Genomic DNA, 25,354 nt, shown 5'->3' with positions numbered 1-25,354 from the left:
AATAATCTCTTCTATTATATACAACTTCCATTTAAAAAGAAAGTCCTGCAATATGATTTCAAGATTATTTCAGATATTTCTTTACATATTTTCCGGTATAGGAAACCGGTGACTGTGCCACCTCCTCAGGAGTTCCCTGAGCAACTACGGTACCTCCTTGGTCTCCACCCTCCGGTCCGATATCAATGATATAATCTGCGGTCTTAATCACATCCAGATTATGCTCGATCACAACTACTGTATTACCGCCCTCCGATAATCGTTTCAGAATCTCCACCAGCTTATGCACATCCGCAAAATGCAGACCTGTGGTAGGCTCATCCAGAATGTAGATAGTCTTACCTGTGCTGCGCTTGCTCAGCTCTGTGGCAAGCTTGATCCTCTGTGCCTCTCCTCCGGAAAGCTCTGTGGACGGCTGTCCCAGCCGGATATAGGAAAGTCCTACATCATAAAGAGTCTGTATCTTTCTTTTAATAGAAGGAACATTCTCAAAAAAAGTCAGTGCTTCCTCCACCGTCATATTCAGCACATCGTAAATATTCTTATCCTTATACTTTACTTCCAGGGTTTCTCTGTTATATCTCTTACCTTTGCAGACCTCGCATGGTACATATACGTCCGGAAGGAAATGCATCTCAATCTTGATAATACCGTCACCGCTGCATGCCTCACATCTTCCGCCCTTTACATTAAAACTGAATCGTCCTTTCTTATATCCTTTTGCCTTGGCATCTGCTGTTGCTGCAAAAAGATCTCTGATCTGGTCAAATACCCCGGTATAAGTCGCAGGATTGGAACGTGGAGTACGGCCAATAGGTGACTGGTCAATATTGATAACCTTATCCAGTTGGTCTGTTCCCAGAATATCCTTATGTTTTCCCGGAATCACTCTTGCCCGGTTCAGATCTCTTGCCAGGCGTTTATAAAGAATCTCATTGATCAGAGAGCTCTTACCTGAGCCCGAAACTCCTGTGATACAGGTCATGATCCCAAGAGGTATCTTCACATCGATATTCTTGAGATTATTCTCTGCCGCCCCCTTGACAGTAAGAAAACCGGTTGGCTTCCGTCTCTCCAAAGGTACCGGAATTTTTAATTTTCCGCTCAGATAAGCTCCTGTGATGGAATCCTCATTCTTCATCAAATCCTCTGCAGTTCCCATGGCAACCAGTTGTCCGCCATGCTCCCCTGCACCGGGACCTATATCTACAATACAGTCTGCGGCACGCATGGTATCTTCATCATGCTCCACAACGATCAGGCTGTTTCCAAGATCACGCAGTTTCATCAGAGAACCAAGAAGTCTGTCATTATCCCTCTGGTGAAGTCCGATACTCGGTTCATCCAGAATATAGGCAACTCCTACCAGCCCGGAACCAATCTGGGTAGCCAGACGGATTCTCTGCGCCTCGCCGCCGGAAAGAGTTCCTGTCGCACGTCCCAATGAAAGATAATCCAGTCCTACATCTGACAGGAAACTTACCCTTGCCCTGATTTCCTTCAGAATCTGTCTGCCGATAAGCTGCTGCTGCTCGGAGAGCTGCATATCCGCCAGAAAGGCTTTCAGCTTCTCTATGGAAAGATTGGTGACCTCATAAATATTCTTATCCGCCACAGTCACAGCCAGTGATTCCTTCTTCAGTCTCTGACCTTTACAGGTTTTACATGGAGTAATGCGCATGAAAGATTCATACTCCTGCTTCATGGCATCAGAGCCTGTCTCTCTGTAACGCTGCTCCACATTTCGGATCAGCCCCGGAAACGCCACATCGTAAACGCCCTCTCCGCGCTGCCCTTTATAGTAAACCTTTACAGAATGTCCATTAGTTCCGTTGATCAGAATGTCCTGTATCTTCTCCGGATACTCCTCAAAAGGTGTTGCCAGGCTGAAATCATATTCTCTGGAAAGAGCATCCAGGATTGCCCTGGAAAAGCTTCCCTCATTTGTGCAGGACTGCCATCCTGTGACCACAATGGCACCATCCAGGATACTCAGAGATCTATCCGGGATCATCAGATCAATATCAAATTCCATTTTATACCCAAGTCCCAGACAGTCCGGACAGGCGCCAAAAGGATTATTGAAAGAAAAGCTTCTCGGTTCGATCTCATCTACACTGATACCACAGTCAGGACAGGAAAAACTCTGGCTGAAATTGTGAATATTTCCATCCATAGTATCTACCATCAGAAGGCCCTCTGCCAGATCCAGCACTGTCTCAATGGAATCTGAGAGTCTTTTCTCAATCCCGGGCTTCACGATCAGACGGTCTACCACAATCTCTATATTATGCTTGATATTCTTGTCCAGACTGATCTCCTCGGAAAGCTCATACAGGTTTCCGTCAATCTGCACACGTACATATCCGCTTCTCTTTGCCTGCTCCAGAAGCTTTGCATGAGTTCCCTTGCGCCCCCGCACAACAGGCGCCAGAAGCTGGATCTTCGTTCTCTCCGGAAAAGACATGATACTGTCTACCATCTGGTCAACTGTCTGCTTCTTAATCTCTCTTCCGCACTTCGGACAATGAGGGATTCCCACTCTGGCATACAGAAGTCGGAAATAATCATAGATTTCTGTCACTGTTCCTACTGTGGAACGGGGATTGCGGTTGGTAGATTTCTGATCAATGGAAATGGCCGGCGGCAGACCTTCGATGCTCTCCACATCCGGCTTCTCCATCTGTCCCAGGAACTGTCTTGCATAGGAAGAGAGAGATTCCATATAACGACGCTGTCCCTCTGCATAGATGGTATCAAAAGCCAGTGAAGATTTACCGGAGCCACTCAGTCCTGTAAATACTACAAACTTGTCTCTGGGAATATCCACACTTAAATTCTTAAGATTATTAACATTGGCACCTCTGATCCTGATAAAGTGCTTCTTCGTTGTATCTGCTGCCATTGTGGGCCTCCTGTTTCTCATTTATAAATAATAACTGTTTCTTACCTTGACAGTTACACCTTTTTCGTATGTTATGATATTCATGGATTGTGCGCAGTTTCGCTGCCCCGCAATCCTCATGGCATCAGTATAATACAGGAACATTTGTTCGTCAAGGCGTTTACGGCAAAAAATCCGCCATAACGGAATTGCTTACATGGATTCCTTCTCTGCTCAGAAAAATCCTTCCGTTTTCTTCCAAAAGCAGTCCCATTGACTTATATTTTCTCAGAACATCCCCGTATATTGCATCTATTTCACTGCCAAACTGCCGCTCAAACTCAGCTTTTGCGATTCCTCTGGTCATACGAAGTCCCAGAAACATGAACTCCGCCATCTCATCCTCTCTGGTGAGGGGCGGCTCTTTTTCTCTTATTTTTTCCGGAGTTCTGCTGTTTTCCAGATATTTTTTCATATCCTGTGTATTGGCAAAACGTTCCTTTCCATAAAGAGAGGAAGCTCCCAGGCCAAACCCCAGATAATCCTGTCGGATCCAATAGCCCACGTTATGCCTGCATTCTCTGCCTTTCTTTGCGTAATTGGAAATCTCATACTGCTCAAAGCCATATTCTCTCAGAATCTGTGCTGTTGCCTCATACATATTGTACTCCGCATCTTCATCCGGCAAATTCAGCGTCCGCGATGCAAAAGGTGTGCCCTCCTCAATGATCAGGCTGTATGCGGAAATATGTTCCGGATCCAGTCCTGCAACAGTGCGAAGATTGTGGATCCATCCTTCATAAGTCTGATCCGGGATCGCACTCATCAGATCAATATTGATATTGTCGAACCCTGCCTCTCTTGCACTTCTGTAAGTCTCCAGAAACTGCTCATAATTGTGGATTCTTCCAAGGATCTTCAGTTCTCTGTCATCCGGCGACTGTAAACCTATGCTCAGGCGGTTGATTCCATATGTTCTGTATGCCTGCAGTTTGTTTCTGTCTGCAGTCCCCGGGTTTACTTCTATGGTAATCTCAGCATGATCCGCAATCTGAAATTTTCGTCTTATATGATTTAAAATTTCTCCTATGAATCTCTCATCCAAAACAGAAGGAGTGCCCCCTCCAATAAATACAGAGGATACACTCCTTCCTTTTCCTTCTTCTGCTGCATTGATTTCTTCAAGCAGAGCATCTACATAATCAGCCTGCTCCTTTGGACCTGACGGACCGGAAAGGAAATCACAGTAATCACATTTTTTTATGCAAAATGGAATGTGGACATAGATTTCCATGGGAGAATCTGTGATATTCCTTCTCTCCATTGTAATCTGCTCCTGTTATGACCTGTTTTCTATTCCTCAGTATCTGATGTACTGCTGTCTTGCTCATTGTTATCTGCTGAGTCGACACTGTTATCTGTACTGTCGGCATCACTTTGGCTGTCTGAACTTTCCGCAGATGAGATACCTGCTGCATCCTGCTCTGCCAGATACGTATTTACCATTGTCAGATTACCATTGGTGGTAACTGCTGCGGAAGCTACCTGATCCGGTGCCGGAGTGGGACTTGTCTCTTCCGGCGCAACACTGATCTGGATCACTTTGGAGGACGCTTCATCTACCTCCCTGGTTTTCCCACATCCGGAGACAGAAATTCCAAGCAATAACATACATAGTATAACTGTTTTTCGCTTAATCATTTTCTTCAATATTTTAACCTTCTGTTGAGATGAGCACTATTCACAGATAACTGTTCAGTACCTTCACAGTTATCTGGACAGCAGGCTGCCGAATAGTTACCATTCATACTTTATTTATCATCCAGTTTCAATACACTCATAAATGCTTTCTGCGGAATCTCCACATTGCCTACCTGACGCATACGTTTCTTACCTTCCTTCTGTTTCTCCAGAAGTTTCTTCTTACGGGAAATATCACCGCCGTAACATTTGGCAAGTACATCCTTACGCATGGCTCTGACTGTCTCTCTGGCAATAATCTTGCTTCCGACAGCTGCCTGGATCGGAATCTCAAAAAGCTGGCGGGGAATCTCGTCTTTTAATTTCTCGCACATCTTACGGCCTCTCTCATATGCTGTATCTGCATGCACGATAAAGGAAAGAGCATCCACCTCTTCTTTGTTTACCAGAATATCCAGTTTCACAAGCTCGCTGCGCTCATATCCGCAGAGTTCGTAATCCAGAGAAGCATAGCCTCTGGAGCGGGATTTGAGGGCATCAAAGAAATCATAGATAATCTCATTTAACGGCAGCTTATATTTCAGAAGCGCACGTGTTTCTTCCATATAATCCATTCCCAGATACTGCCCTCTTCGTTCCTGGCAAAGATCCATAATGGCACCGATAAATTCAGTTGTTACCATGATCTCGGCATTTACCATTGGTTCTTCCATGTATTCAATCTCTGATGGATCCGGCAGATTGCTTGGGTTTGTCAGATTGATAACTTCGCCGTTAGTTTTGTATACTTTATAAATAACACCGGGAGCTGTGGTCACAAGATCAAGGTTGTATTCTCTTTCCAGACGCTCCTGAATAATCTCAAGATGGAGCAATCCCAGAAAACCACATCGGAAACCAAAGCCAAGGGCTACAGATGTCTCCGGTTCATAGAACAGAGAGGCGTCATTGAGCTGAAGCTTCTCAAGAGCATCTCTCAGATCACCGTATTTGGCACCATCTGCCGGGTATAATCCGCAGTATACCATAGGGTTTACTTTCTTATAGCCCGGAAGTGCTTCTGCACATGGTCTTTCCTTATCTGTAACTGTATCACCTACACGAGTGTCACCAAGGTTTTTAATACTCGCAGTGATGTATCCTACCATGCCTGCTGTCAGTTCCTCGCATGGAATGAACTGTCCTGCACCAAAGTATCCGACTTCCACAACTTCTGTGGTGAAGCCAGTTGCCATCATATGGATCTGGGTGCCTCTTTTCACACGGCCATCCATGACACGGCAGAATACGATAACGCCTTTGTATGCATCATAAATGGAGTCAAAGATCAGGGCTTTTAATGGTGCATCTACATCGCCATGAGGTGCCGGGATCTTTGTTACGATCTGTTCCAGGACTTCTTCTACATTAAGTCCTGTTTTGGCAGAAATCCTTGGTGCGTCATGGGCTTCAAGGCCGATGACATCTTCGATTTCATTTACCACACGATCCGGTTCTGCACTTGGCAGGTCGATTTTGTTGATGACCGGAAGGACATCCAGGTCATGGTCAAGGGCAAGATATACATTTGCCAATGTCTGGGCTTCGATTCCCTGAGCTGCATCTACTACCAGGATTGCACCGTCGCAGGCTGCAAGGCTTCGGGATACTTCGTAATTGAAGTCTACATGGCCGGGGGTGTCGATCAGGTTGAAGATGTATTCTTCGCCGTCTTTGGCTTTGTATACGATTCGTACTGCCTGAGATTTAATGGTGATTCCACGTTCTCTTTCAAGTTCCATGTTGTCCAGTACCTGTGACTGCATTTCACGTTCTGTCAGAGTGCCGGTCATTTCGATGATTCGGTCGGCAAGAGTGGATTTGCCGTGGTCTATGTGTGCAATAATACAGAAATTTCTGATTTTGCTCTGGTCTATCATTAAGGAATTCCCTCCTGAGTTCTTTCTTATATACTATAATTGATGGGTTTGCTAATTTTGTATTATAACATATGGGGGAAGGGTTTGTCATCTATTTATCTACATGGACGCACAGAAACATCCTGGTAATTATTATCTTTGCCGTGCGTCGGCACGCCTGCAGGTATCTTCCTTGTCCTTCGCACTCTGCTGAACTGTCTTGATTGCATTATTTTATGGAATTGCTATAGAATTTATCCTTGCAGTACCTTGTCTAAGATGTCGGCAAATGGTTCCATGGCATTTTTTACTTCCTGGACAGTGTTGGTCTGGGCTCCGGCTTCCAGAAGAAGGGAGCGGGGACGGAGGTGGAGATTGTAGCGGTAACCTGCAAGGTAAATTCCCCGGTAAAATTGAGGATAGTATTGGGCTGCCTGGTATTCCAGCTGAAAGGAGAATGCCAGATTTTGCTGTATGTATGGATTTGGCAGATAGTCCAGGGAACCTTTGGATGTCGTATAACTCAGTCCATTGTAAAAAAGGATCTGAGCTGTGGGTTTTCCATTGATCTCTGTTACAAGATGCCGGTCTTCAGGGACGCCGTCCCGGTGCAGGTCTATGATCACCTGGATATCCGGGTTTTCCTGAAGATAAGGTTCCAGATAATCGCGGGCATAATCATAAGCAGCGCTGCGGTCCAGTTCACCGCCTGCCATGTCAAACTGCTCTTTGAGATGGACTACCTGATAACCGTAGTTTTCTGTGAGAAGCTGTGTCAGATAATCTCCTACTCCTACAATCGTGTCGGATTCTTCCCCTTCTCTGGAATCTGCGAAGGTTTCCTGCGAATGGCTGTGATAGATCAGAATCTGAGGGGTATCGGTTTCTTTGGTAATTTTTAAGTCCTGTTTCAGAAAATCCCCGGCATTAATCTGTACGGCATCTGCTTCTGTGTTGGAATCTACGATATAGAATTGTCCCAGAAGATAATTATAATCTGCCAGTTTTTCGGGGGACAGGTCGATTATTGGATGAGGAACTGCAGCAGCAATGGTTTCTGTGCTGTTCTGAATATTTTGGTCATTCTGCGCTGCTGACTCTTGCGGCTTCTGTGATTTGTCCGTTTCATGATTTTCCGGTGACGCAGTTATCTTTTTCGGTTTAGGTGTCTTGTCTGATTTTTTTGAAGTTTGTTCTGATTCTGATATTTTCGCTGACTCTGATATTTTCGCTGATTTTACTGTTTTCGAAGGAATTGCTGTTTCTTTCGGTACCGGTGTAGATTCTGGTGTCTGTAATTCTTCAGATTCGTTTTTTTCTGCCAGCAATTGTTCGGACTGTGCACGCTCTCCCAGATATTTTCCGTTTTCTCCTGCTATTTTTTTATAGGTTTCAAGATCTTCACAGGAACTCGTATGAGCTCTTTTTTCCAGAAAGCGGTACAGAGGCAGATGCCTGTACACATTTTCTCCTGTAAAAAATGTCCCCGGCAATACTGCCAGAGTGGCAAAAAAGCACATGCTAAGCAGAATGCAGAACGCTTTCTGAAAGTTTGTCACATGGATCACCTCTTGACTTATCCTATGTCCATGTTTTCCCATTTATACCCTGTTCACACTGACGGAACAATTTTCCGGTCAGCCGCCTATTTCCTCAAACGCCATGTTCAGTCCTTCTGAGATTGTGAAGCTCAGGTATTTTACTGTCTCATCCACATCTTTGGGAGTTACAAACATGGTGTGAAGATGAGGAGATATCATTTCTTCCAGAAATTCTTTCTGTTCTGCCTCTTCCAGAGCTTCCAGAAGGTGTGCCATGGAATCATGGACGATAGTTGCCGCATCTACTACGGTGGGTACTCCGATCCCGATCACTTTTACCTGCAGATTTTCTTCTGTAAGCCCCACTCTGTGATTGCCTACACCGGAACCCGGGTTGATTCCTGTATCTGTGATCTGAATTGTACGGTTCAGGCGTCTGGTGCTTCTTGCTGCCAGCGCATCAATGGCAATCACTATGTCCGGCTTTGTCTCTGCCACGATTCCCTGTATGATTTCAGATGTCTCCATCCCTGTCTGCGCCATTACTCCCGGGATAATTCCGCTGATACGGTGCATTTTTTCTTTTCCAAGACTCTGCAGGCCATACTCTCTTATCATATGTCTCGTTATATGAAGATTTTCTACCACATGAGGCCCCAGGGAATCGGCTGTGATCGCTGAATTTCCCAGACCTACTACCAGAATGGACAGCTCACGCTCCAGATTGATCACATTCTGTAAATGACGGGCGATTTCCAGGGAAATTTCTCTGTGATAATCCTCATCATGTACAGAAAGCCCCGGAGCTTCTATCGTAATATAGCTTCCCTGGGGCCGTCCCATTGTCCGGGCACCGTTTTCTGTGGTGATCTTTACCACAGTGGTACGGATATCTTTCTCTTCATTATAATCTTCGTGGATCTCCACTCCCCGGACTTCTACGTTTTCCTCTGTAAACCGTTCGGTTGCCTCCAGCGCCAGGTCTGTTCTTATTCCGTAATTATCCAGCATCTCTTTTCCCTCCATACTTCATTCAATATTTGTTACTGTTTACTCCGTTCTTATAACAATCTTTTATATCTATTTTTAGCTTTTTTTATGGAAATATGTATTGACAAGGAAGATTATTTGAGATAATATATATAAGCATGTTCATAGGAGCGCCCGTGTCTGTTTCTATGACAGGAGTATAATAATATTTTATCGAATTAAATTGGAGGTGTACGAATTGGCTAACATTAAATCTGCTAAGAAAAGAATTTTAGTAAACAGAACTAAAGCAGCAAGAAACAAAGCAATCAAATCTGCAGTTAAAACTTCTATGAAGAAAGTTGAAGCAGCAGTAGCAAATAAAGATAAGGCAGCTGCAGAAGTAGCATTAAAGGATGCTGTTTCCACAATCAGCAAAGCTACATCCAAAGGTGTTTATCATAAAAACAACTGCGCAAGAAAAGTTGCCCGTTTAGCTAAAGCTGTTAACAGCATTGACTAATTATAGATTGAATTTTTAATTATAAGCTTATGATTAAAAAGGACAGCCATCACCGTCATGTGGCTGTCTTTTTTGTTATTATCTTTTGTAACTGCCAGAATATCCGGCAGTTACCGTTTTTCCTATTTTACTTTACTGCTGTACTTAATGATCAGCAATTCTACGCTCAGCTTATCTTCCAGGCGTCCTGTTTTCACCGATTCTTCCGCATCCACAAAATCTTTTACTGCCTGTTCCAGTTCAGATATGGTGTAAGCTCTGGCACATATTGTAATGTTTCTCACAACAAATCCGGGAACTCCCAGTTTCGAAGCTATTTCTGTCTGTGCAAGTCCTGCTGCCGCAAACTGTTTTGCCAACAGCAGCTGGCGATACTGCTTCGCAAGAAGAAACAGGATCCTCATCGGTGGCTCTTTCAATGTCAGCAGATCATAATAAAGTTCCAGTGCACGCTTCTGATTTTTCTCTGTTACTGCACGCACCATATCAAAAATTCTGTTGGTTGTCTGGGTGGTGCAGATTTCTTCAATATCCTCTGCAGTCACCACATCCCTGCCTTCTGTATAACTGATAAGCTTCTCCATCTCCATCCTGAGATTCCCCATATCAGTTCCTGTTTTGGTCAGCAGAAGTTCCATATCTCTCTGGGTGATCTTTTTTCCGGCTTTCCCCAGGATCCCTGCTGCCCAGCGCATCAGAGTTTTTTCATCCTGTCTGATAAATTCCGCAATACTTCCGCAGGCTTTTACTGCTTTGTACATGCGGTTTCTCTTGTCTACTTCCGTTTCTGCAAAAACCAGATACAGATAGTCCGGCAGCTCTTTCATATAATCTGCCAGTTCCTCACACTTATTTTTGAAAAAACCTGTATCTTCCAGCAAAACAACTCTGCGCTCTGCGAAAAATGGCATGGTTTCACAGAGGTCGATCAACTGTTTTACATCAATCCCCTTGCCTTCATAGTGATTGAAGTTCATAGTATCCCCATCCGGATTCAGTGCCTTTACCAGATTCTGTTTATACTGTTGTTTCAGATATGCTTCCTCTCCATAGAGAAGATACACCTGTTTAAAATTTCCTGATTTAATGTCTGCCTGTATGTTTTTCAATTTTCTACTCCTGAGGCTGTTTTGTCTGTAACTGTTCAGCAATCTGTTGTTCTATTCACAGATACCAGGATATCAGACTGCAGAGCAGTTACTTTGTTACTGTTCTCAGTAACGTTACTTTTATTGTATCAATTCCATGACATAATAGCCAGCAGAAAATTTCAGATTATTATTCAGCCGCCCAGCTCCACCATTCTGTGAATGCATCTTCCGGCGCCTTCCATGATATTTTCCGGAAGGAGGATTTCTTCCCCGCCCTGTCCTTTCAGGCAGTTGTAGATGTCCATTAAGGTGGTAACCTTCATATTCATGCATGTAAGCTGTACTGCAACCGGGTAAAATTTCTTATCAGGACATTCAAACTGAAGATGCTCTACAATGCTGTTTTCTGTTCCGATGATAAATTCTTTATGTTCAGATTTCTTTGCAAATTCCATGATTCCTGTGGTGGAGCCTACATAATCAGCCTGCTCTGCTACTTCCTGACGGCATTCCGGGTGTACCAGGAAAAGTGCATCCGGATGCGTTGCGCGGGCTTTTTCTACATCTTTTGCACTGACCACGATATGTCTCGGACATCCGCCTTTATAAAATGCAAATGTTTTCTCCGGAAGCTTTTCCGCCACATAATGTCCCAGGTTCGGATCCGGAATAAATAAAATCTTATCCTGCTCCAGCCTTTTGCAGATTTCAACTGCTGATGAGGACGTAACGCATACGTCACATTCTGTTTTCAGTTCTGAAGTTGTATTAATATAGGCGACAACTGCATAATCCGGATACTGTGCTTTTAATTCACGCAGACCTTCCAGATCCAACTGCTCTGCCATGGGACATCCGGCTACAGGATTAGCAAGCCATACTCTCTTCTTCGGGCTTAAAATCTTGCAGGTTTCTGCCATAAAACGCACGCCGCACATGATCACACCGCTGCAGTCTCTTTTGGACGCCTGTACACTCAGGCCATAGGAATCTCCTGTATAGTCCGCCACTTCCAGAATCTCCTGACCCTGATATGCGTGTGCAAGAATACAGATATCCTGTTCTTTTTTCATTCGCAGGATTTCCTGCTGAATTTCTGCTATTGTCATCTTCTGAATCCCTTCTTACTTATATATTATGATGTTTTTCCTTTTCCCATGGCTGAAGTGGTGCAAGGAAACCTGCTTTCTTTAACTGTTCTCCGATCAGATCCAGCCTTTCCTGGCTGGATGCTTCTATCAGATGATAATGATACCCGGAAGTAGCACTGCTTAATACGCTGGAATGGCTGCTATTGATCGCCTGGACAAATTCATTCACATCCTGTCTGGAACGAATATCCATTTCTGCAGTGACACGGCCATAAACCCTGTGGCTGATGCTGATATTTTTCACTCGCCCGCCACAGTCCACGATCAGATTCAGTTCCTCCGCTGCATGCTCCTGCCCATGGCGTACTTTAAATTCCCTGGTGCATGCAATATCTTTATCATGCTGCAACACATATCCTCTGGTCGTTGACAGGATTCCCGGTGTAGATGCACGTATCACAGCCATATCCTGCACGATCACCTGTCTGCTTACTCCGAACTGTGATGCCATCGCCCTGGCAGCCACAGGTTTTTCTTCCTGCTGAAGGAGCTTTAAAATTTCAGTTCTTCTCTGAGCAGTATTCATACTTTCCCATCCTTTCTCCACGATATAATCCTATAGCAAATTATCCGCTGCAAAACAGCTTCGCTGCCATGTTATTATATTGCATGAAGATTCTTCATGGAAATGTCAAGGATTGGAGCAGAATGTGTCAGTGCACCGCTGGAAACAAAATCCACACCTGTTTCCAGGATTTTGGCGATATTTTCCTTTGTGATATTTCCGGAGCATTCTGTCTGTGCCCGGCCTGCGATAAGCTCTACTGCTTCTTTCATCATTTCCGGTGTCATATTGTCAAGCATAATAATATCTGCTCCTGCTTCTACTGCTTCTTTTACCTGTTCCATAGTCTCTACTTCAATCTCGATCTTACGGACAAATGGTGCATATTCTTTTGCCATGGCTACTGCTTTCGCTACGCTTCCGGCTGCTCCGATATGATTATCCTTAAGCAGTACGCCGTCAGAAAGATTATATCTGTGGTTGCATCCGCCGCCTATGCGTACAGCATATTTTTCAAAAACACGGCAGTTCGGAGTTGTCTTTCTGGTGTCCAGAAGTGTTACCTTACTTCCTTCCAGAAGCTTTGAAACCTGTTTTGTATAAGTAGCGATACCACTCATTCTCTGGAGATAATTCAGGGCAACTCTCTCTCCGGAAAGAAGCACCCGGATATCTCCTGTTACTGTTCCAAGAAGATCGCCCTTCTTTACTGCATCACCGTCTTTAAAGTTGAAACTGATCTCTGTTTTCTCATCCAGGATCTGGAATACTCTCGCATATACATCCAGTCCGGCAATGATTCCGTCTTCCTTTGCGATCAAATCTACGGTTCCTTTTACTGCGCTTCGCATCACTGCATTCGTGGAAACATCCTCACTGGTAATGTCCTCCTGAAGCGCCATACGGATCAGCTTGTCTGCCTGCATTTTCATTGTAATACTATTCATGACTCTTTTTCATCCTTTCAATTTCTTTTAATACGGTTTCGTGGCAGGCATTAAGCAGTTCTTCTCTGCTTTCATACATATTCATATCAATTGCATCTGCCCGCACATATTCCGGTGTCTGTCCAAATATCATATCATCTGCAGCCTTTCTTGCAAAGACCAGAGATTCCAAAAGAGAATTACTTGCCAGACGGTTTCTTCCATGAACACCATTACAACTTGTCTCTCCACACGCATAAAGTCCCTTCATGGAAGTTTTGCTTCCCAGATTTACCTTGATCCCACCCATAAAATAATGCTGTGCCGGAACAACCGGGATTGGCTCTTTTCTCGGATCAAAACCTTCTTCCACGCATTGTTCATAAATATGAGGAAAATGTTCCAGAATTGTTTTCTCTCCCAGAGGGCGCATATCTTCCCATACAAACTCTGTTCCATCCTTTTCCATCTGGGCAAAAATCTTCTGGCTCAGCAGATCTCTCGGCTGTAATTCGTTTGTAAAACGCTGTCCGTTCTTATCATACAGAAGAGCACCTTCTCCTCTGACTGATTCTGAAACCAGGAAACGCCGTCCGGGTTTCTTTGAATAGAGAGTTGTCGGATGAATCTGGATATAGTCCAGATTTTCCATTTCCACATGGTGCTTCATTGCAATTCCCACACCATCTCCCGCAATATGCGAAAAGTTGGTAGAGTTTTTAAAAAGCCCGCCGATTCCGCCGCAGGCAAGAACCACATACTGAGAATAAACAGGAAATGCCTGGTCATTCCGGTCCATTGCAATGATTCCGCAGACTGTATTGTCTTTGGAGATCAGGTCTACCATAGTCATATATTCACAAATTTCAATATTTTCTTTTATTTTTGCAGCAGTTAAGAGAGTCTGTGTGATTTCTTTTCCTGTAATATCCTCATGAAAAAGAATTCTTGGCTGGGAATGTGCTCCCTCTCTGGTAAATGCCAGATTTCCCAGACCATCCCTTGCAAAATCCACATGATAACGCAGAAGATCTCTGATAATATCATTGGAGCTGCGGATCATCAGATCTACTGCCCGTTTATTATTCTCATAATGTCCTGCCCGCATGGTATCTTCAAAATAATTTTCATAGTCATCTTCGCCGCGCAGCATACAGATTCCGCCCTGTGCCAGGAATGAATCTGACTGGTCTGCCTCCTGCTTGGTGATAAGCAGGATTTTCATTTTCTCCGGAAGGTTCAGCGCACAGTACAGTCCGGCTGCCCCTGTTCCCACAATAATGACATCATAATGTTCTTTCATCTTTCTTTCCTCACATCATGCCTGATTTTCGTTTGTCTGTGCAATTATACTCCCCGGATATATAGGTGTCAAGACACCTGTATATAATTATGACAACATTGTTTGCTTTGAGTTACTGTGAACGTAACCACTTTGAAAATCCTACTGCTTATTGCTTTTCACATCTCCACAGGGGGCTTACTTGATTCGGTTAAAGGCAGAAACAGATTTTCCATTGACTATTGTAACCGCCCCACAGTCTCTGGTGATCAGCACTCTGCTTCCACTCTTCTTCAGCCGTTCCAGCGTATCCGGCGACGGATGCCCGTATGTGTTTGTTGCAGAACAGGAAACAACAGCCAGTTCCGGTCTGACGATTTCCAGAAACTCTGCTCCTGTAGAATATCTGGAACCGTGATGAGCAGTTTTCAGGAAGTCCACATCTTCAAGACACCCATTCTGTATCAGTTTTTCTTCTGTCACCATTCCGATATCTCCGGTAAAAAGCCCTTTGAAATCTTTGCTTATCATTTCCAGAACCATCGCATCTTCATTTACTTCCTTCCCTGATGCTGTGGACTCCGGCCACAGAACCTTCAGTCTGACAGTTCCATATCTGATCTCATCTCCTGCTTTCATAGTAAGCACCCGGACTCCCGCTGACTCTGCCAGCTCTGTCAGCTCCCGATAATTTTTATTCTCCTGAATATCGCTCCATTTGGGCAGGATCAGATTCTCTATGCGCAGAGAAGTCAGATCTTTCTCAACAAATTCCAGAAGTTCCCGCACCCCGCTGATATGATCTTCATCTGTGTGAGAAACATAAATTCCGTCCAGTCTGGAAATCCCTCTGCTCTTCAAGTATGGGAGCAGCTGATATTTTCCCAGTTCATTCTTATTCGTACTGCCCCCGTCGATCAGGATATTCCATCTGTTTTCTATTTCCACCACAATTCCGTCTCCCTGTCCCACATCCAGACAGGCGATACGGAAATCTTCATACGGTCTGTAACTGATCAGCAGAATTGCAAAGCATACCATACCTGCATATACAGCCCGGATTTTCCACGCAAAGATCTTACCATTTTCACTTTTCTTCACACCCGCTCTGTACATCCACACCGCTGTTGCCAGAACCAGATAATATCCAACGATCTGCCACACTTCCGGCTTTCCACCGATCCATGTACAAAACGAAAGTCGCCCCAACAGCACTGTCAGGAACTCATATCCTCTCAGAATAATCCTGCCCGGAACAACAGCCAGAAACGCTCCTCTGACAGTGACTAATCCAAGTAATGCACCGGCAGTTCCGCTTCCCAGTACAATCCCCACAGTAGGAAGCACCAGCAGATTCAGAAAAATCCCCAGCATCGACACTTCTCCGTAAAGCCACAGCACTATGGGAAGTGTGGTAAGCTGCACAACTCCGGATGCCAGAAATGACATCAGAAGTTTATTTCTGATTTTTCCCTTCTCATTAACCTTACTTCGTTTTTTCCGGTTTAATACATCCATCCCCTCCTGCACTAATGGCCAGACACAGCCAATCCCAATCACCGATCCAAAAGACAGCAGAAAACCTCCATCAAGCAGATACGCCGGATTTTCCATAAGGATCAGGATCGCCGCAGCCGCCATTCCTGTAGGCATATCATAAATCCGTCCTGCGATCTTTGCACCTACAGAAAGTAAAAACATACATACTGCCCGCATGGTTGAAACAGTCCCTCCGGTCATCATCCCATACTGAAGCATGATCACCAGCGCCAGCAGGCCTGCCGGCCAGATACCCAGACCGATTTTTTTCAGCAGATTATACAGTCCCATTCCAAGAAGACTGATATGGAGCCCCGAAATCGCCAGGATATGTATAATTCCTGCCATCTGATAACGCATTTTCAACTCCGGATCCAGATTTGTTTTATCTCCCAGCACGATTGCTTCAAACGCTCCAGCTTCCATTCCACAGGTCTTCTCCAGAATACCTGCAAATTTCTGCTGCATATCGATCAGGAACTGCCCATATACAGAATGACTCTGCGACTGCTTCTTTATCTTTCCTTTCTTCATCACATAATAGATCCTCTGGCAGCCATAGTATGCTTTACTGTCAAACTCTCCCGGATTCGTGGGGCTTTGCACCTCTTCCAGTTTTCCGGACACCAGAACAAGACTTCCTGCCAGAAGTTTATCAACATCACTGTTACCGCTATGATTCTTTTTTTGTTTTAAATAAACCTTTATATTATCAATGGAAACTTTTTCAGAATTGTAAATAAGATAAGTATTTCTAAGATATACAGATTGAAAATCTTCATTCTCCCGGCACCTGACCACCTCCCCGCAGATGGTGGATTCCGGATGCTTTCTGATCCATGTCTGCACAGACTGTGGCAGTGGATTCCCCCTTATCAGGGAAAATCCCAGCCAGTCTGTCACACACAGAAAAACAACCAGAAGCATGCACAGGATACACACAGGGCGTCTCCTCACTTTTGTGCCTCCTCTTCGTTTATGAATATCACTCTTTTTCCTTGACTACCAGCTTATCATTTCTTTCATAAAAATGATACAGCTCCATCTTCTTACCAAAGGTATCCAGCCTGTCCTTCCCGCCGACCGTAATCTGCACTTTGTCTGCATCCAGCGCATCCAGCAGCGAATTTACCACAGAATATACCGGTATTTTCTCCGATACATCCAGCGCATAGGAAGAAAATACTCCGTCAAATGCCACATAGCAGATCCTGTCTGCTATGGTCACATTCAGAACCTCCGTATTCTCCGGAATTGTGGGGTAATGCCCTTTTTCCAGCGGTCCCTTCATTAACTGTTCCAGAACGATTCTCTCTTTGGGGATACTGCGTTTATACCGCACAGTACGCTGTTCTTTTACCAGCTTCTGACCACTCTTATCAGTAAAATAAAGCGTAAAGGTATTGCTGCAATAGGCATCCGGTTCAGTTCCTGTGAACTCGGCAAAGGTATCTGCAGTCATATTTCCCACAGCCTGTCCCCTGGAATCTGTCAGATCTTCATTTTCTATTGTAAAACGCACAGAATTGATCCCCGGAACCTGAAGGAAAGTCTTCACAACACCTGTCCGCACAAGTAATTCCCTGGCGCGGCTCATGCTGCTGTACTGACTGTTAAAGTTGACCACCAGCACGTCCTCTTCTACACTGTAATTCATCTGTACTCCTTCAGGAAGCAGACTGACCCGGTTCTGCGAATCTGTCTGCTGGCTGTTCATCCGCTGCATCATATCCTTAAGCATATAGTCTGCAGTTGTCTCCTCCGGAGAGTAGCTTTTCTTCTGAAGCTGAGTTTCATCAGAGCTGATATCGTACAGATAATATTTGGCATCCTGTTTACCCGGATCTTCATGTATCTCCACAGAACACCCGGTCGCAAGGATGCTTAGTATTAACGCTGTTATAATGATTGAAAGTTTCTTTTTCACAATGGCACCTCCTATGACGGTATATAAGACAGAGGAATACGCACAGAGAATGTAGTTCCCTCTCCTTCTTTACTGAATACTTTGATCGTTCCATGGTGCATTGCAACAGAACTCTTGGTGATCGCCAGTCCCAGACCGGTTCCCCCGATTTCCTTGGAATGGGACTTGTCCACACGATAGAAACGCTCAAAGATTCTTTCTATACTGTCCTCAGGGATTCCCATACCGGAATCCGCCACTGTTATATAGAAATATTTATGGTCTGCATCCAGTGACACGCGCACCCATCCATCATCCACATTATATTTAATGCCATTCTCCACCAGATTGCTGACAGCAAGAGTAAACTTCACCTCATCCACATCTGCATCCACAGGTCGGAAGCAATCCAGGATCAGATCGATATTGCGCCTGTCTGCAATGGGACGCAAGCGCTTGAGGATATCCTCCAGAAGCTGATTGATATCCATATGGGTGATGTTTACATCTGCTGCTTTCTTATCCATCTTTACCAGCGAGAGCAGATCTGTAATGATCTTATTCTCTCTGTCGATCTCAGCAGTAATATCACTCATAAACTCCTGATACAGTTCCTCCGGGACGCCCTGCTGTCCAACCAGAGAATCTGCCAGAACCTTCATGGAAGTCAGGGGTGTCTTCAGTTCATGGGACACATTGGATACAAACTCCTGCCTGGATTCATCAAGAATTTTCATGCGGTTGACCATCTTGTTGAATGCATCTGTGATCAGCTCTGTCTCCGTATAGTCAGGAACACTGATTTCTTCATCCAGCATGCCATCTGTCAGGTCTTCAATGGCCTTCGTCACTCTTGCAAGTGGTTTTACAAGTATTGTAGAGAGCAGCCATGCCAGAAATACTGAAAGAACAACAATACTTCCGATCAGCATCACGCCTCTCTGTTCCATCTCTGCCAGTGTTTCTGCAATATCAACAGCCGAAACACTTACCAGCATCACGCCCTGAAGCTGCTGCACATCCGGACTCTGTACAGGAACTGCAAGCTCCAGTACTTTACTTCTGGCGTCATAATTGCTTGTCTCTTCTCCTTTCAGACAGGCTACAGCCAGTGAACTGAGAAGCGTCTTTCCCTCCTCTGTGTGGAAGGTATCACTTACTATCTTAAAATCTCTGTCAGCCAGCAGGATACGTCCGTTATACACATTGGAAAACAGTTCCAGCTTGCTGTTTACAACCTCTGAATCTGTATCATTGAGATAATTCTCCCTGATGATCAGATTACATAAAATATCGCACTGATCACCCACTGTCTCTGTAAGCATTGCAACCGCCCGGTTCTGATAGTTATGAAGCATCGTATATGTTACAATAACCCCCGGCACGATTCCCAGAATGATCAGGATGATCAGAATACGAAAACGCAGACTTCTGAAAAAATTTTTTCTTTTTTTCACCTTTTCAACTCCGTTCTCTTCTGTCATGCAGTTTGATGCATGCTTTCTGTCTGTTCGTAAAACAGTCATTGTTTATCGAATCCTTATCATCTTATCACAGAAAAATGGGCTTTTCTACATCTTAGCGAAAAGTAATTTATTTTTTGCAGCAATCAATGCGCAAGACATATCTCAGGAAATATTACCTCAATCACTCTTTTATTATATACGCTCACTTTTGCTTCTCCGAACAGATATGACACAATGGGTACAAAAAGAACGGTCGGTGGGGAATGCCAACCGTTCTCTATTCTACTAATTTTATATTTTATTTGATAGATTTGAAAAATTCTTTATTTCCCATGCACCCTGAAATAGAACGCCATCGAAGTTTCACTGCACATATAAGAACTTTCGCATCATTTTCCGCTTTTATGTCTTTTCCGTTTGCACAGTCACACCAGATAATACTATCATCTTTTAATAATATTGTAGAATCCAAAATTTCACATGTATAATGAGGATCTGTTGGAAATAATTTCAAATATTTTAAATCTTGAAATTCCATTTCAATCATAGATTCCTTTTCATTTTGACATTGAATTATAACTCTTAAAATTCTACAATCGTTTATCGGATACATATCCAACCTTTCATCAACATATGCACCACTTAAATAATGAATCTCCTTTATACAACTATCGTGAAAATATGATAATTTTTCATTAAACTCTTTTAATGTTTTATTATTTATGATTTCATTCCACATATCTTGTCCTCTTATCCAAATATCATCAGTATTCCCTGACTAATTCCTGCACTAACCGGTCCAATAAGAAAATCATCTGCTACGCCAATGCCCGTAATATCATCCATTGATAAAACTCCCATTCCAATTAAGCTTATTGCAAATAAAGCAACTCCAGCTACAGGTCTAAGACTAAATTCATATTCTGGTGAAGGCGGTAAATGCTTTTTTCCCCTTTAAAATAACAGTTTTACTGACTGATGCTATATGCTTTACTGCGCTTTTATTTAATAGTGTTTTTTACTGTTTTTCCAAAATTTCTAATCCATTTTGGCCAATTCACACTCATATCTTTCATATTTAATGGATTATTAAAACAATAGCAAAACAGATTGTTTCCTTTAGTATCTTTAATAATACTTGTAATTCCAACATCTGCACATATGAATCGTTTAATTTCCGCATCATAATATCTACTTTTCAGATAATACATGCCTGTTTCATTATCATAATAATATCCCTTATAGCGGAATGGATTCTGAGCACCTACTGTGTCTGCCAGCTCACCAGTAACAGCTACCACTTTTCCCCAGCTGTCATAAGTATATTTTACTACCACTTTTCCATCTGCGTCAACAAGGGCAATGATGTCACCCTGTACATTTCGTACATAAAAATAGGTGATTCCCCTGATGGTAACAGAAATCAGATTTGCCTGGGAGTCATAACAGTACCAGATGATTCTTCCGTCAGTTTTCTCAGAAAGGAGAAGATCTCCTGCCCACTGATATTCAGTCACTGTATTGTCTACTGTTTTTTTCACTCTGGCACCTGTGTGGTCGTAAAGATATTTAATGCTCTTTCCATTTTCTACACCGGAAAGCCTGCGTCCCTGTGTCCAGGTATAAGTTGTTCCTCCTCTGGTAAGCATGTTTCCAATGGCATCATAAGTCATTGCTGTGCCATCCCAGCTCAGGAGTTTATCCTTCCATGCACTGTCATAAGTTCCTGTCATTGTCTTCACAGGTGTATCAGGAAGAGTTTCCGCAGTCGTAAATGCGTACTCTTTTTCTACTGTAAGATTACCACCCAGATCATAGGCATAAGTAATGGTTTTGTTTAACTGATAATTATTTTCCCGGATCAGCTGATTTAATTCGTCATATCGAAATGTACTCTCACCTGCAGAATCTTTGATACTTATGATATTTCCGTTTGCGTCATACGTATAGTTTAAGGTTTCAGAACCATTTTTAACTGCTTTAGGAAGACTGTAAAGATTCTCTTTAATACCGGAAATGCATCAACAATTTGCTCCGTTAGACTTTTCTGAAATAAGTAAGCATTCAATTACTCGCTTATTTTTGCCGCAACATAATACCAGCCTTTTTCTGACAGATTAATTTCATATTCTTTCACTATCTGAATCACATCCGTCCGGTTATCATTCTTGCTATAAGCAAATAAAGAAAATCCACTGTACAACCGCCATTATTCTGCCAGACTACAGTTCCTTCAACCAGATAAGTCACATTTAAGTTGTACAGCAACTGTCCTTACAAAATGCAGGTTATTAAACTCTGTCAGATATTAATAACCTGCATACGTATTCTCTCTCATATGTACAGCAATTGCCGTCCAGCTGTTTTTGCCACAAATTCCATCAGCCGACTGATTCGTATTTTTCTGAAATGTACGAAGCGCATTTTCTGTTTCTGTTCCGAAAATACCATCTGTCTGCACCTGTAAAAATACCTGCAGCATCTTTACAGCTGTACCCGTACATCCTCGTGATAATTCAGGAAGGATGACTCGCAGTTCTTCTGTCAGTGTTATTTTCTTCCCACCTGAAGGCGAATTCTCTTCTTCCTTTTCCTGAATCAGCTTTTTAAAACGGTTCCAGTCATTTTTTGCACGGATAGTGGAAGGACAGTTTTTGGCGCATACATCATAGTGCTGTATTACTCTGTCTGCCGGAATATTCAATTCCGACATAAGCCGTCTGCATACCTCTGCTGTATTTGCAAATGCCTTATCATAATCAAAACCGGCCTGCACACACATTTCAATTCCTACAGAATTACGGTTATTCACTGTTCCAAATAATCTTCCTCCATAATTCACCCCTACATGCCATGCGCCTCTGCTATATGGCATTGCCTGATATGCTGATTTATCATCCACATACACATGAGCTGAATATCCATCAAAATTCCCGTGATACTGTGCCATTGCATGAGCCCTGGCATCTGCGTCTGTGCTGTAATTGTCCGTATTGTGGATCACAATATATCTTGGTATTTGTCCCGAATAACTGTTTCTTTCTGATATATACTGCTGATTTATATTCATAACCTGCTCCTTTCTGCTGAAATCATATATCTTTTCTAAGTCTGTTTCTCTATCGTATTTTGTGAATGTCGTTTCAGTACATCAATTGCCTGGCAAATGCTTTCCGGAAGAGGCAGACCCATCAGTCCCGCATTCTCTATGATAGAAAGACCTTCATTTGTAATAAATCCAATGCATACCGCATCTCTCAGATATTCTGTCCCCATCAATGCATCCAGACGGGAAGCAATGAGAACATACAACAATGTCATGCCTTTTCTGCACAACCCTTTCCAGCCTGCTCTGCTTTCCAGTGCACCGTTTTCAGATTTCGGACTTTTTCCAAATACTGCCGGAAGAAGGATTCCTCCTGTAAACCAGTCGATTGCCATAAACAAAAGCAATGTCTGCAGGAATTTATCCCAGCCTCCAAAACACACTGCCAGAGTACTTCCGACAAGACCAATTAATGTAATTATTCTGTATTTCATAGTTTTTCACCTCTTTTTTCTTAAAAATGGGTACAAAAAGAACGGTCGGTGGGGAATGCCAACCGTTCTCTGATTCATCATTTATTCTTCTTTTGTTCTTTTTTTATACGAACCATTTCATCATAAAACTTTTGTTTTTCTTCTTTTTTTAAATTTTCTCCTTTTTCAACTTTTACTCCCCAGTCCTTCAACTGGGTAAGTATATTTTCAGAAGTCTTCTTAAATTCGGGAACTTTTCCCAGCTTTTTCTTCAATGCATATATTCTTTCCACATCTTCATCATCAAATATAATAAAAAAGCAATTCAGAAATTGTAATGATTGAAAAATTTTCTTAGTTGAATAAACCTTTCCATTTTTTCCCATTCTCCTACTTGAAAAAACAATTCCTTTTAAATGCAGTCTTCCACTGTTCCAGCAATCTTCACGAATGATTTCTAAATCTTCCCACTTATATGTTTTTTTCCACAAAAGCAACTTTACTGTGCATCCATTTTTATCCATGATAATAATACGCATTCGCGAAATCATAAATACAATATTCCAAATGGTCACACATATCAAAATCATAATACATTTTTCTTTTAATGAAATTACTTTATATGGACTATCCAAAAATAAAAATATACCAAAACCTAATTCCCCAATAAAATACAGTGGAAATTCTGGATTTCTCATTCTGATTTTCATTTTCTTATACTCCTAATTTGAACCGCCAGACATATTTCACTTTCATTTTTTCAATTACTCACTGACTTTTGCTGTAACATAATACCAGCCTTTTTCTTTCTCTGACAGATTAATTTCATATTCTATTCCACCATATTCTTTTACCATCTGAATCACATCTGTCCGGCTTTCATCCTTACTATATGCAAATAAAGAAAATCCACTGTCCAAAAAGCCTTGTGTATACCAGAATCCCACTGTATAACTGCCATTATTTTGACGGACTACAGCTTTTCCACCTGAAGAACATTTTTTATAATCTTCTGGTAGTTCGATTAATTCCATATCTTTCCTTATTTTTATCTGGTTATTCTGTACCATCTGAACAATTTCAGTCCTTTTTTCCTTATATACCTGAAAGTTTAATTTTTTTATTCCATCATTAAACAAAAATGCCAGATATATTCCAAATAGAAAAACTGGTATTGCCGCAAACCAAAATACACGAATCTTTCTCAAACAGCAAAAACTCCGTATGATATATATAAAGGTTAAAATAAATGATGCAAAAATAACATACCAAAGTCCCCTGAAAAAAAGTTCTTCGAAATACCAGATTGTAATAAAATTTGCAGTTATCACAGCTATACATTGTAATATAATTAATTTTAATTTTTTTCTCTCATCCTTCATTCCCGATTCTCCAGTCAAATACCAATTCTTATACTTCGCCATAATCACGCTCTTTTTTATTATATTGTAACCATACTCTTATTTTCCCTTAAAAGCTGCTATAAAAAGAACGGTCGGTGGGGGAATACCAACCGTTCTTTACATCTCTAGTTATTTTTCTTATGTTCTTTTCGGATGCGAACTATTTCATCATATACTTTCTGCTTTCCTTTCTGTTTTCTCTCTTTTCGAAGATTTTCTCCCTCCTCTACTTCAACGCCCCATTCAGATAATTGCTCAAGTATTTTTTCGGATGGTTTCTTAAATACATCACTTCTATCCAAATGATTTTTAATAATATATTTAATCTTTGCACTTTTATCACAAAAAACAATACAAAAACAATCTAATCGAGAACTCCGCACATAATTCGAATAAAGTTCATAACTGGAATATACCTTCCCTTTTTTTCCTCTTTTTTTTTCAGAAAAAACAATTCCATCCACCCTTGTCGCATACTGTCCTCCAGAACTCCAACAATCTTTTCGTATAATTTCCAATTCATTCCATTTATATGATTTTTTCCTAAACAATGCAATTACTTCGCACCCATCTTCTGTCAGAATAACGCTTTTTAATGTAATAAGCGCTGATGGCAACATTATTATTATAAAGCTTACACCCATAATAATACCTATGCTCTCTTTTGTATAAAACCACATTCCCCATGCCAAAAATTCTACTATAGCAAATAACAAAAGCACTTCCGAATTTGTTTGTTTTATTCTCATTTTATTGCTTCTCATATACCAATCATCTCCCCGTTTTCTACTCTGCTCACCCTCTAGTTCTTTATATAACTTATCTAAACGCCTTTTTCTGATACAGCCAAATTCCAGTACATCGAATAAATAAGTAACTGACTCAAGACTTGCCTGATTTTTCATTTGCTGCGTTGTCGTCGGTCGCCGTAGCCACCGCTACGCCTCCTTCCTCCGCCTTGAAATAAAAAATTTATCCTGCAAGATTGTTTCAAGAATCAACTTGTCGGCACACTGGTTATTATCTATTGCTTTTCGCATTATAAGTAGT

General features: G+C 42.3%; 22 protein-coding genes. 1 reads left to right on the top strand and 21 read right to left on the bottom strand.

Annotated elements, in window-relative coordinates:
- Positions 1-64 precede the first annotated feature (64 nt).
- From uvrA to gpr, 6 genes are all read right to left on the bottom strand, one after another.
- Positions 65-2,905 (bottom strand): excinuclease ABC subunit UvrA, encoded by a 2,841-nt coding sequence (gene uvrA, locus AC075L_RS15470; RefSeq protein ID WP_118569057.1) that lies wholly within the window; start codon positions 2,903-2,905, stop codon positions 65-67.
- Positions 2,906-3,065: 160 nt separating this feature from the next.
- Positions 3,066-4,208 carry a radical SAM family heme chaperone HemW gene (gene hemW / locus AC075L_RS15465; RefSeq protein WP_118566970.1) on the bottom strand — a complete coding sequence of 381 codons (1,143 nt, stop codon included), beginning with the start codon at positions 4,206-4,208 and terminating at the stop codon, positions 3,066-3,068.
- Positions 4,209-4,237: 29 nt separating this feature from the next.
- A complete protein-coding gene (locus AC075L_RS15460) occupies positions 4,238-4,594 on the bottom strand; it encodes a hypothetical protein (protein WP_025578510.1) in 357 nt (118 codons plus the stop codon).
- A gap of 101 nt (positions 4,595-4,695) precedes the next feature.
- Positions 4,696-6,504, bottom strand: coding sequence for a translation elongation factor 4 (gene lepA, locus AC075L_RS15455; protein WP_022380111.1), 1,809 nt, complete (start codon positions 6,502-6,504; stop codon positions 4,696-4,698).
- A gap of 233 nt (positions 6,505-6,737) precedes the next feature.
- Entirely contained in the window at positions 6,738-8,042 is a 1,305-nt protein-coding gene (locus tag AC075L_RS15450) for a stage II sporulation protein P (RefSeq protein ID WP_271764073.1), read from the bottom strand.
- A 78-nt stretch (positions 8,043-8,120) separates the two neighbouring features.
- Complete coding sequence (gpr, locus tag AC075L_RS15445; protein ID WP_022380109.1) at positions 8,121-9,035, bottom strand: GPR endopeptidase; 915 nt, start codon at positions 9,033-9,035, stop codon at positions 8,121-8,123.
- 217 nt (positions 9,036-9,252) lie between these two features.
- On the opposite strand from gpr, the gene rpsT reads away from it, so the two are divergent.
- On the top strand, positions 9,253-9,516 hold the full coding sequence (rpsT, locus tag AC075L_RS15440; RefSeq protein ID WP_020993497.1) for a 30S ribosomal protein S20: 264 nt from the start codon (positions 9,253-9,255) through the stop codon (positions 9,514-9,516).
- A 122-nt stretch (positions 9,517-9,638) separates the two neighbouring features.
- Here rpsT and holA read toward each other — a convergent pair whose 3' ends face one another.
- The 15 genes from holA to AC075L_RS15365 all read right to left on the bottom strand — a co-directional run bounded on the left by holA (position 9,639) and on the right by AC075L_RS15365 (position 25,209).
- The gene (gene holA, locus AC075L_RS15435; protein WP_118569056.1) at positions 9,639-10,625 is read right to left on the bottom strand and encodes a DNA polymerase III subunit delta; all 987 of its coding nucleotides are present in this window, start codon (positions 10,623-10,625) and stop codon (positions 9,639-9,641) included.
- Positions 10,626-10,798: 173 nt separating this feature from the next.
- Positions 10,799-11,716 carry a quinolinate synthase NadA gene (nadA, locus tag AC075L_RS15430; protein WP_118569055.1) on the bottom strand — a complete coding sequence of 306 codons (918 nt, stop codon included), beginning with the start codon at positions 11,714-11,716 and terminating at the stop codon, positions 10,799-10,801.
- A 19-nt stretch (positions 11,717-11,735) separates the two neighbouring features.
- The gene (locus AC075L_RS15425; protein WP_476387881.1) at positions 11,736-12,284 is read right to left on the bottom strand and encodes a 3H domain-containing protein; all 549 of its coding nucleotides are present in this window, start codon (positions 12,282-12,284) and stop codon (positions 11,736-11,738) included.
- A gap of 74 nt (positions 12,285-12,358) precedes the next feature.
- Complete coding sequence (gene nadC / locus AC075L_RS15420; protein ID WP_055053023.1) at positions 12,359-13,210, bottom strand: carboxylating nicotinate-nucleotide diphosphorylase; 852 nt, start codon at positions 13,208-13,210, stop codon at positions 12,359-12,361.
- Positions 13,203-14,492: an L-aspartate oxidase gene (locus AC075L_RS15415; RefSeq protein WP_025578522.1), complete on the bottom strand. Its 1,290-nt coding sequence runs from the start codon at positions 14,490-14,492 to the stop codon at positions 13,203-13,205. Before AC075L_RS15415 ends, nadC begins: the two co-directional genes overlap by 8 nt.
- Positions 14,493-14,669: 177 nt before the next feature.
- Positions 14,670-16,967: a DNA internalization-related competence protein ComEC/Rec2 gene (locus AC075L_RS15410; RefSeq protein WP_118338558.1), complete on the bottom strand. Its 2,298-nt coding sequence runs from the start codon at positions 16,965-16,967 to the stop codon at positions 14,670-14,672.
- Positions 16,968-16,995: 28 nt separating this feature from the next.
- Complete coding sequence (locus tag AC075L_RS15405) at positions 16,996-17,937, bottom strand: GerMN domain-containing protein (protein WP_118338559.1); 942 nt, start codon at positions 17,935-17,937, stop codon at positions 16,996-16,998.
- An 11-nt stretch (positions 17,938-17,948) separates the two neighbouring features.
- Positions 17,949-19,400, bottom strand: coding sequence for a sensor histidine kinase (locus AC075L_RS15400; protein WP_025578528.1), 1,452 nt, complete (start codon positions 19,398-19,400; stop codon positions 17,949-17,951).
- 280 nt (positions 19,401-19,680) lie between these two features.
- Positions 19,681-20,121, bottom strand: coding sequence for a hypothetical protein (locus AC075L_RS15395; RefSeq protein WP_118566972.1), 441 nt, complete (start codon positions 20,119-20,121; stop codon positions 19,681-19,683).
- A gap of 262 nt (positions 20,122-20,383) precedes the next feature.
- Positions 20,384-21,115, bottom strand: coding sequence for an RHS repeat-associated core domain-containing protein (locus AC075L_RS15390; protein ID WP_243282161.1), 732 nt, complete (start codon positions 21,113-21,115; stop codon positions 20,384-20,386).
- 575 nt (positions 21,116-21,690) lie between these two features.
- On the bottom strand, positions 21,691-22,452 hold the full coding sequence (locus tag AC075L_RS15385) for a peptidoglycan recognition protein family protein (RefSeq protein WP_118340622.1): 762 nt from the start codon (positions 22,450-22,452) through the stop codon (positions 21,691-21,693).
- 35 nt (positions 22,453-22,487) lie between these two features.
- On the bottom strand, positions 22,488-22,922 hold the full coding sequence (locus AC075L_RS15380) for a phage holin family protein (protein WP_118340624.1): 435 nt from the start codon (positions 22,920-22,922) through the stop codon (positions 22,488-22,490).
- 77 nt (positions 22,923-22,999) lie between these two features.
- On the bottom strand, positions 23,000-23,611 hold the full coding sequence (locus AC075L_RS15375) for a hypothetical protein (RefSeq protein WP_118342378.1): 612 nt from the start codon (positions 23,609-23,611) through the stop codon (positions 23,000-23,002).
- A gap of 54 nt (positions 23,612-23,665) precedes the next feature.
- Positions 23,666-24,325, bottom strand: a complete 660-nt coding sequence (locus AC075L_RS15370; RefSeq protein WP_147422062.1) for a hypothetical protein — start codon at positions 24,323-24,325, stop codon at positions 23,666-23,668.
- Between the two features lie 104 nt (positions 24,326-24,429).
- Positions 24,430-25,209 carry a hypothetical protein gene (locus AC075L_RS15365; protein WP_062807414.1) on the bottom strand — a complete coding sequence of 260 codons (780 nt, stop codon included), beginning with the start codon at positions 25,207-25,209 and terminating at the stop codon, positions 24,430-24,432.
- Positions 25,210-25,354 lie beyond the last annotated feature (145 nt).

Source organism: Blautia sp. ZXY-1-B12, from assembly GCF_056339915.1.
Note: the sequence above shows the minus strand (reverse complement) of the source record. Positions and strands in the feature narration are given on the sequence as shown.

Excerpts from the sequence above, each read along its gene's own strand:
- AC075L_RS15365 (WP_062807414.1), bottom strand. The coding sequence starts at position 25,209 with ATGAAAAATCAGGCAAGTCTTGAGTCAGTTACTTATTTATTCGATGTA.
- AC075L_RS15370 (WP_147422062.1), bottom strand. The coding sequence starts at position 24,325 with ATGGCGAAGTATAAGAATTGGTATTTGACTGGAGAATCGGGAATGAAG.
- uvrA (WP_118569057.1), bottom strand. The coding sequence starts at position 2,905 with ATGGCAGCAGATACAACGAAGAAGCACTTTATCAGGATCAGAGGTGCC.
- nadC (WP_055053023.1), bottom strand. The coding sequence starts at position 13,210 with ATGAATAGTATTACAATGAAAATGCAGGCAGACAAGCTGATCCGTATG.
- AC075L_RS15390 (WP_243282161.1), bottom strand. The coding sequence starts at position 21,115 with ATGACAGGAACTTATGACAGTGCATGGAAGGATAAACTCCTGAGCTGG.
- AC075L_RS15375 (WP_118342378.1), bottom strand. The coding sequence starts at position 23,611 with ATGAAAATCAGAATGAGAAATCCAGAATTTCCACTGTATTTTATTGGG.
- AC075L_RS15400 (WP_025578528.1), bottom strand. The coding sequence starts at position 19,400 with ATGACAGAAGAGAACGGAGTTGAAAAGGTGAAAAAAAGAAAAAATTTT.
- AC075L_RS15395 (WP_118566972.1), bottom strand. The coding sequence starts at position 20,121 with ATGTGGAATGAAATCATAAATAATAAAACATTAAAAGAGTTTAATGAA.
- nadA (WP_118569055.1), bottom strand. The coding sequence starts at position 11,716 with ATGACAATAGCAGAAATTCAGCAGGAAATCCTGCGAATGAAAAAAGAA.
- hemW (WP_118566970.1), bottom strand. The coding sequence starts at position 4,208 with ATGGAGAGAAGGAATATCACAGATTCTCCCATGGAAATCTATGTCCAC.
- AC075L_RS15425 (WP_476387881.1), bottom strand. The coding sequence starts at position 12,284 with ATGAATACTGCTCAGAGAAGAACTGAAATTTTAAAGCTCCTTCAGCAG.
- AC075L_RS15380 (WP_118340624.1), bottom strand. The coding sequence starts at position 22,922 with ATGAAATACAGAATAATTACATTAATTGGTCTTGTCGGAAGTACTCTG.
- lepA (WP_022380111.1), bottom strand. The coding sequence starts at position 6,504 with ATGATAGACCAGAGCAAAATCAGAAATTTCTGTATTATTGCACACATA.
- AC075L_RS15415 (WP_025578522.1), bottom strand. The coding sequence starts at position 14,492 with ATGAAAGAACATTATGATGTCATTATTGTGGGAACAGGGGCAGCCGGA.
- AC075L_RS15385 (WP_118340622.1), bottom strand. The coding sequence starts at position 22,452 with ATGAATATAAATCAGCAGTATATATCAGAAAGAAACAGTTATTCGGGA.
- gpr (WP_022380109.1), bottom strand. The coding sequence starts at position 9,035 with ATGCTGGATAATTACGGAATAAGAACAGACCTGGCGCTGGAGGCAACC.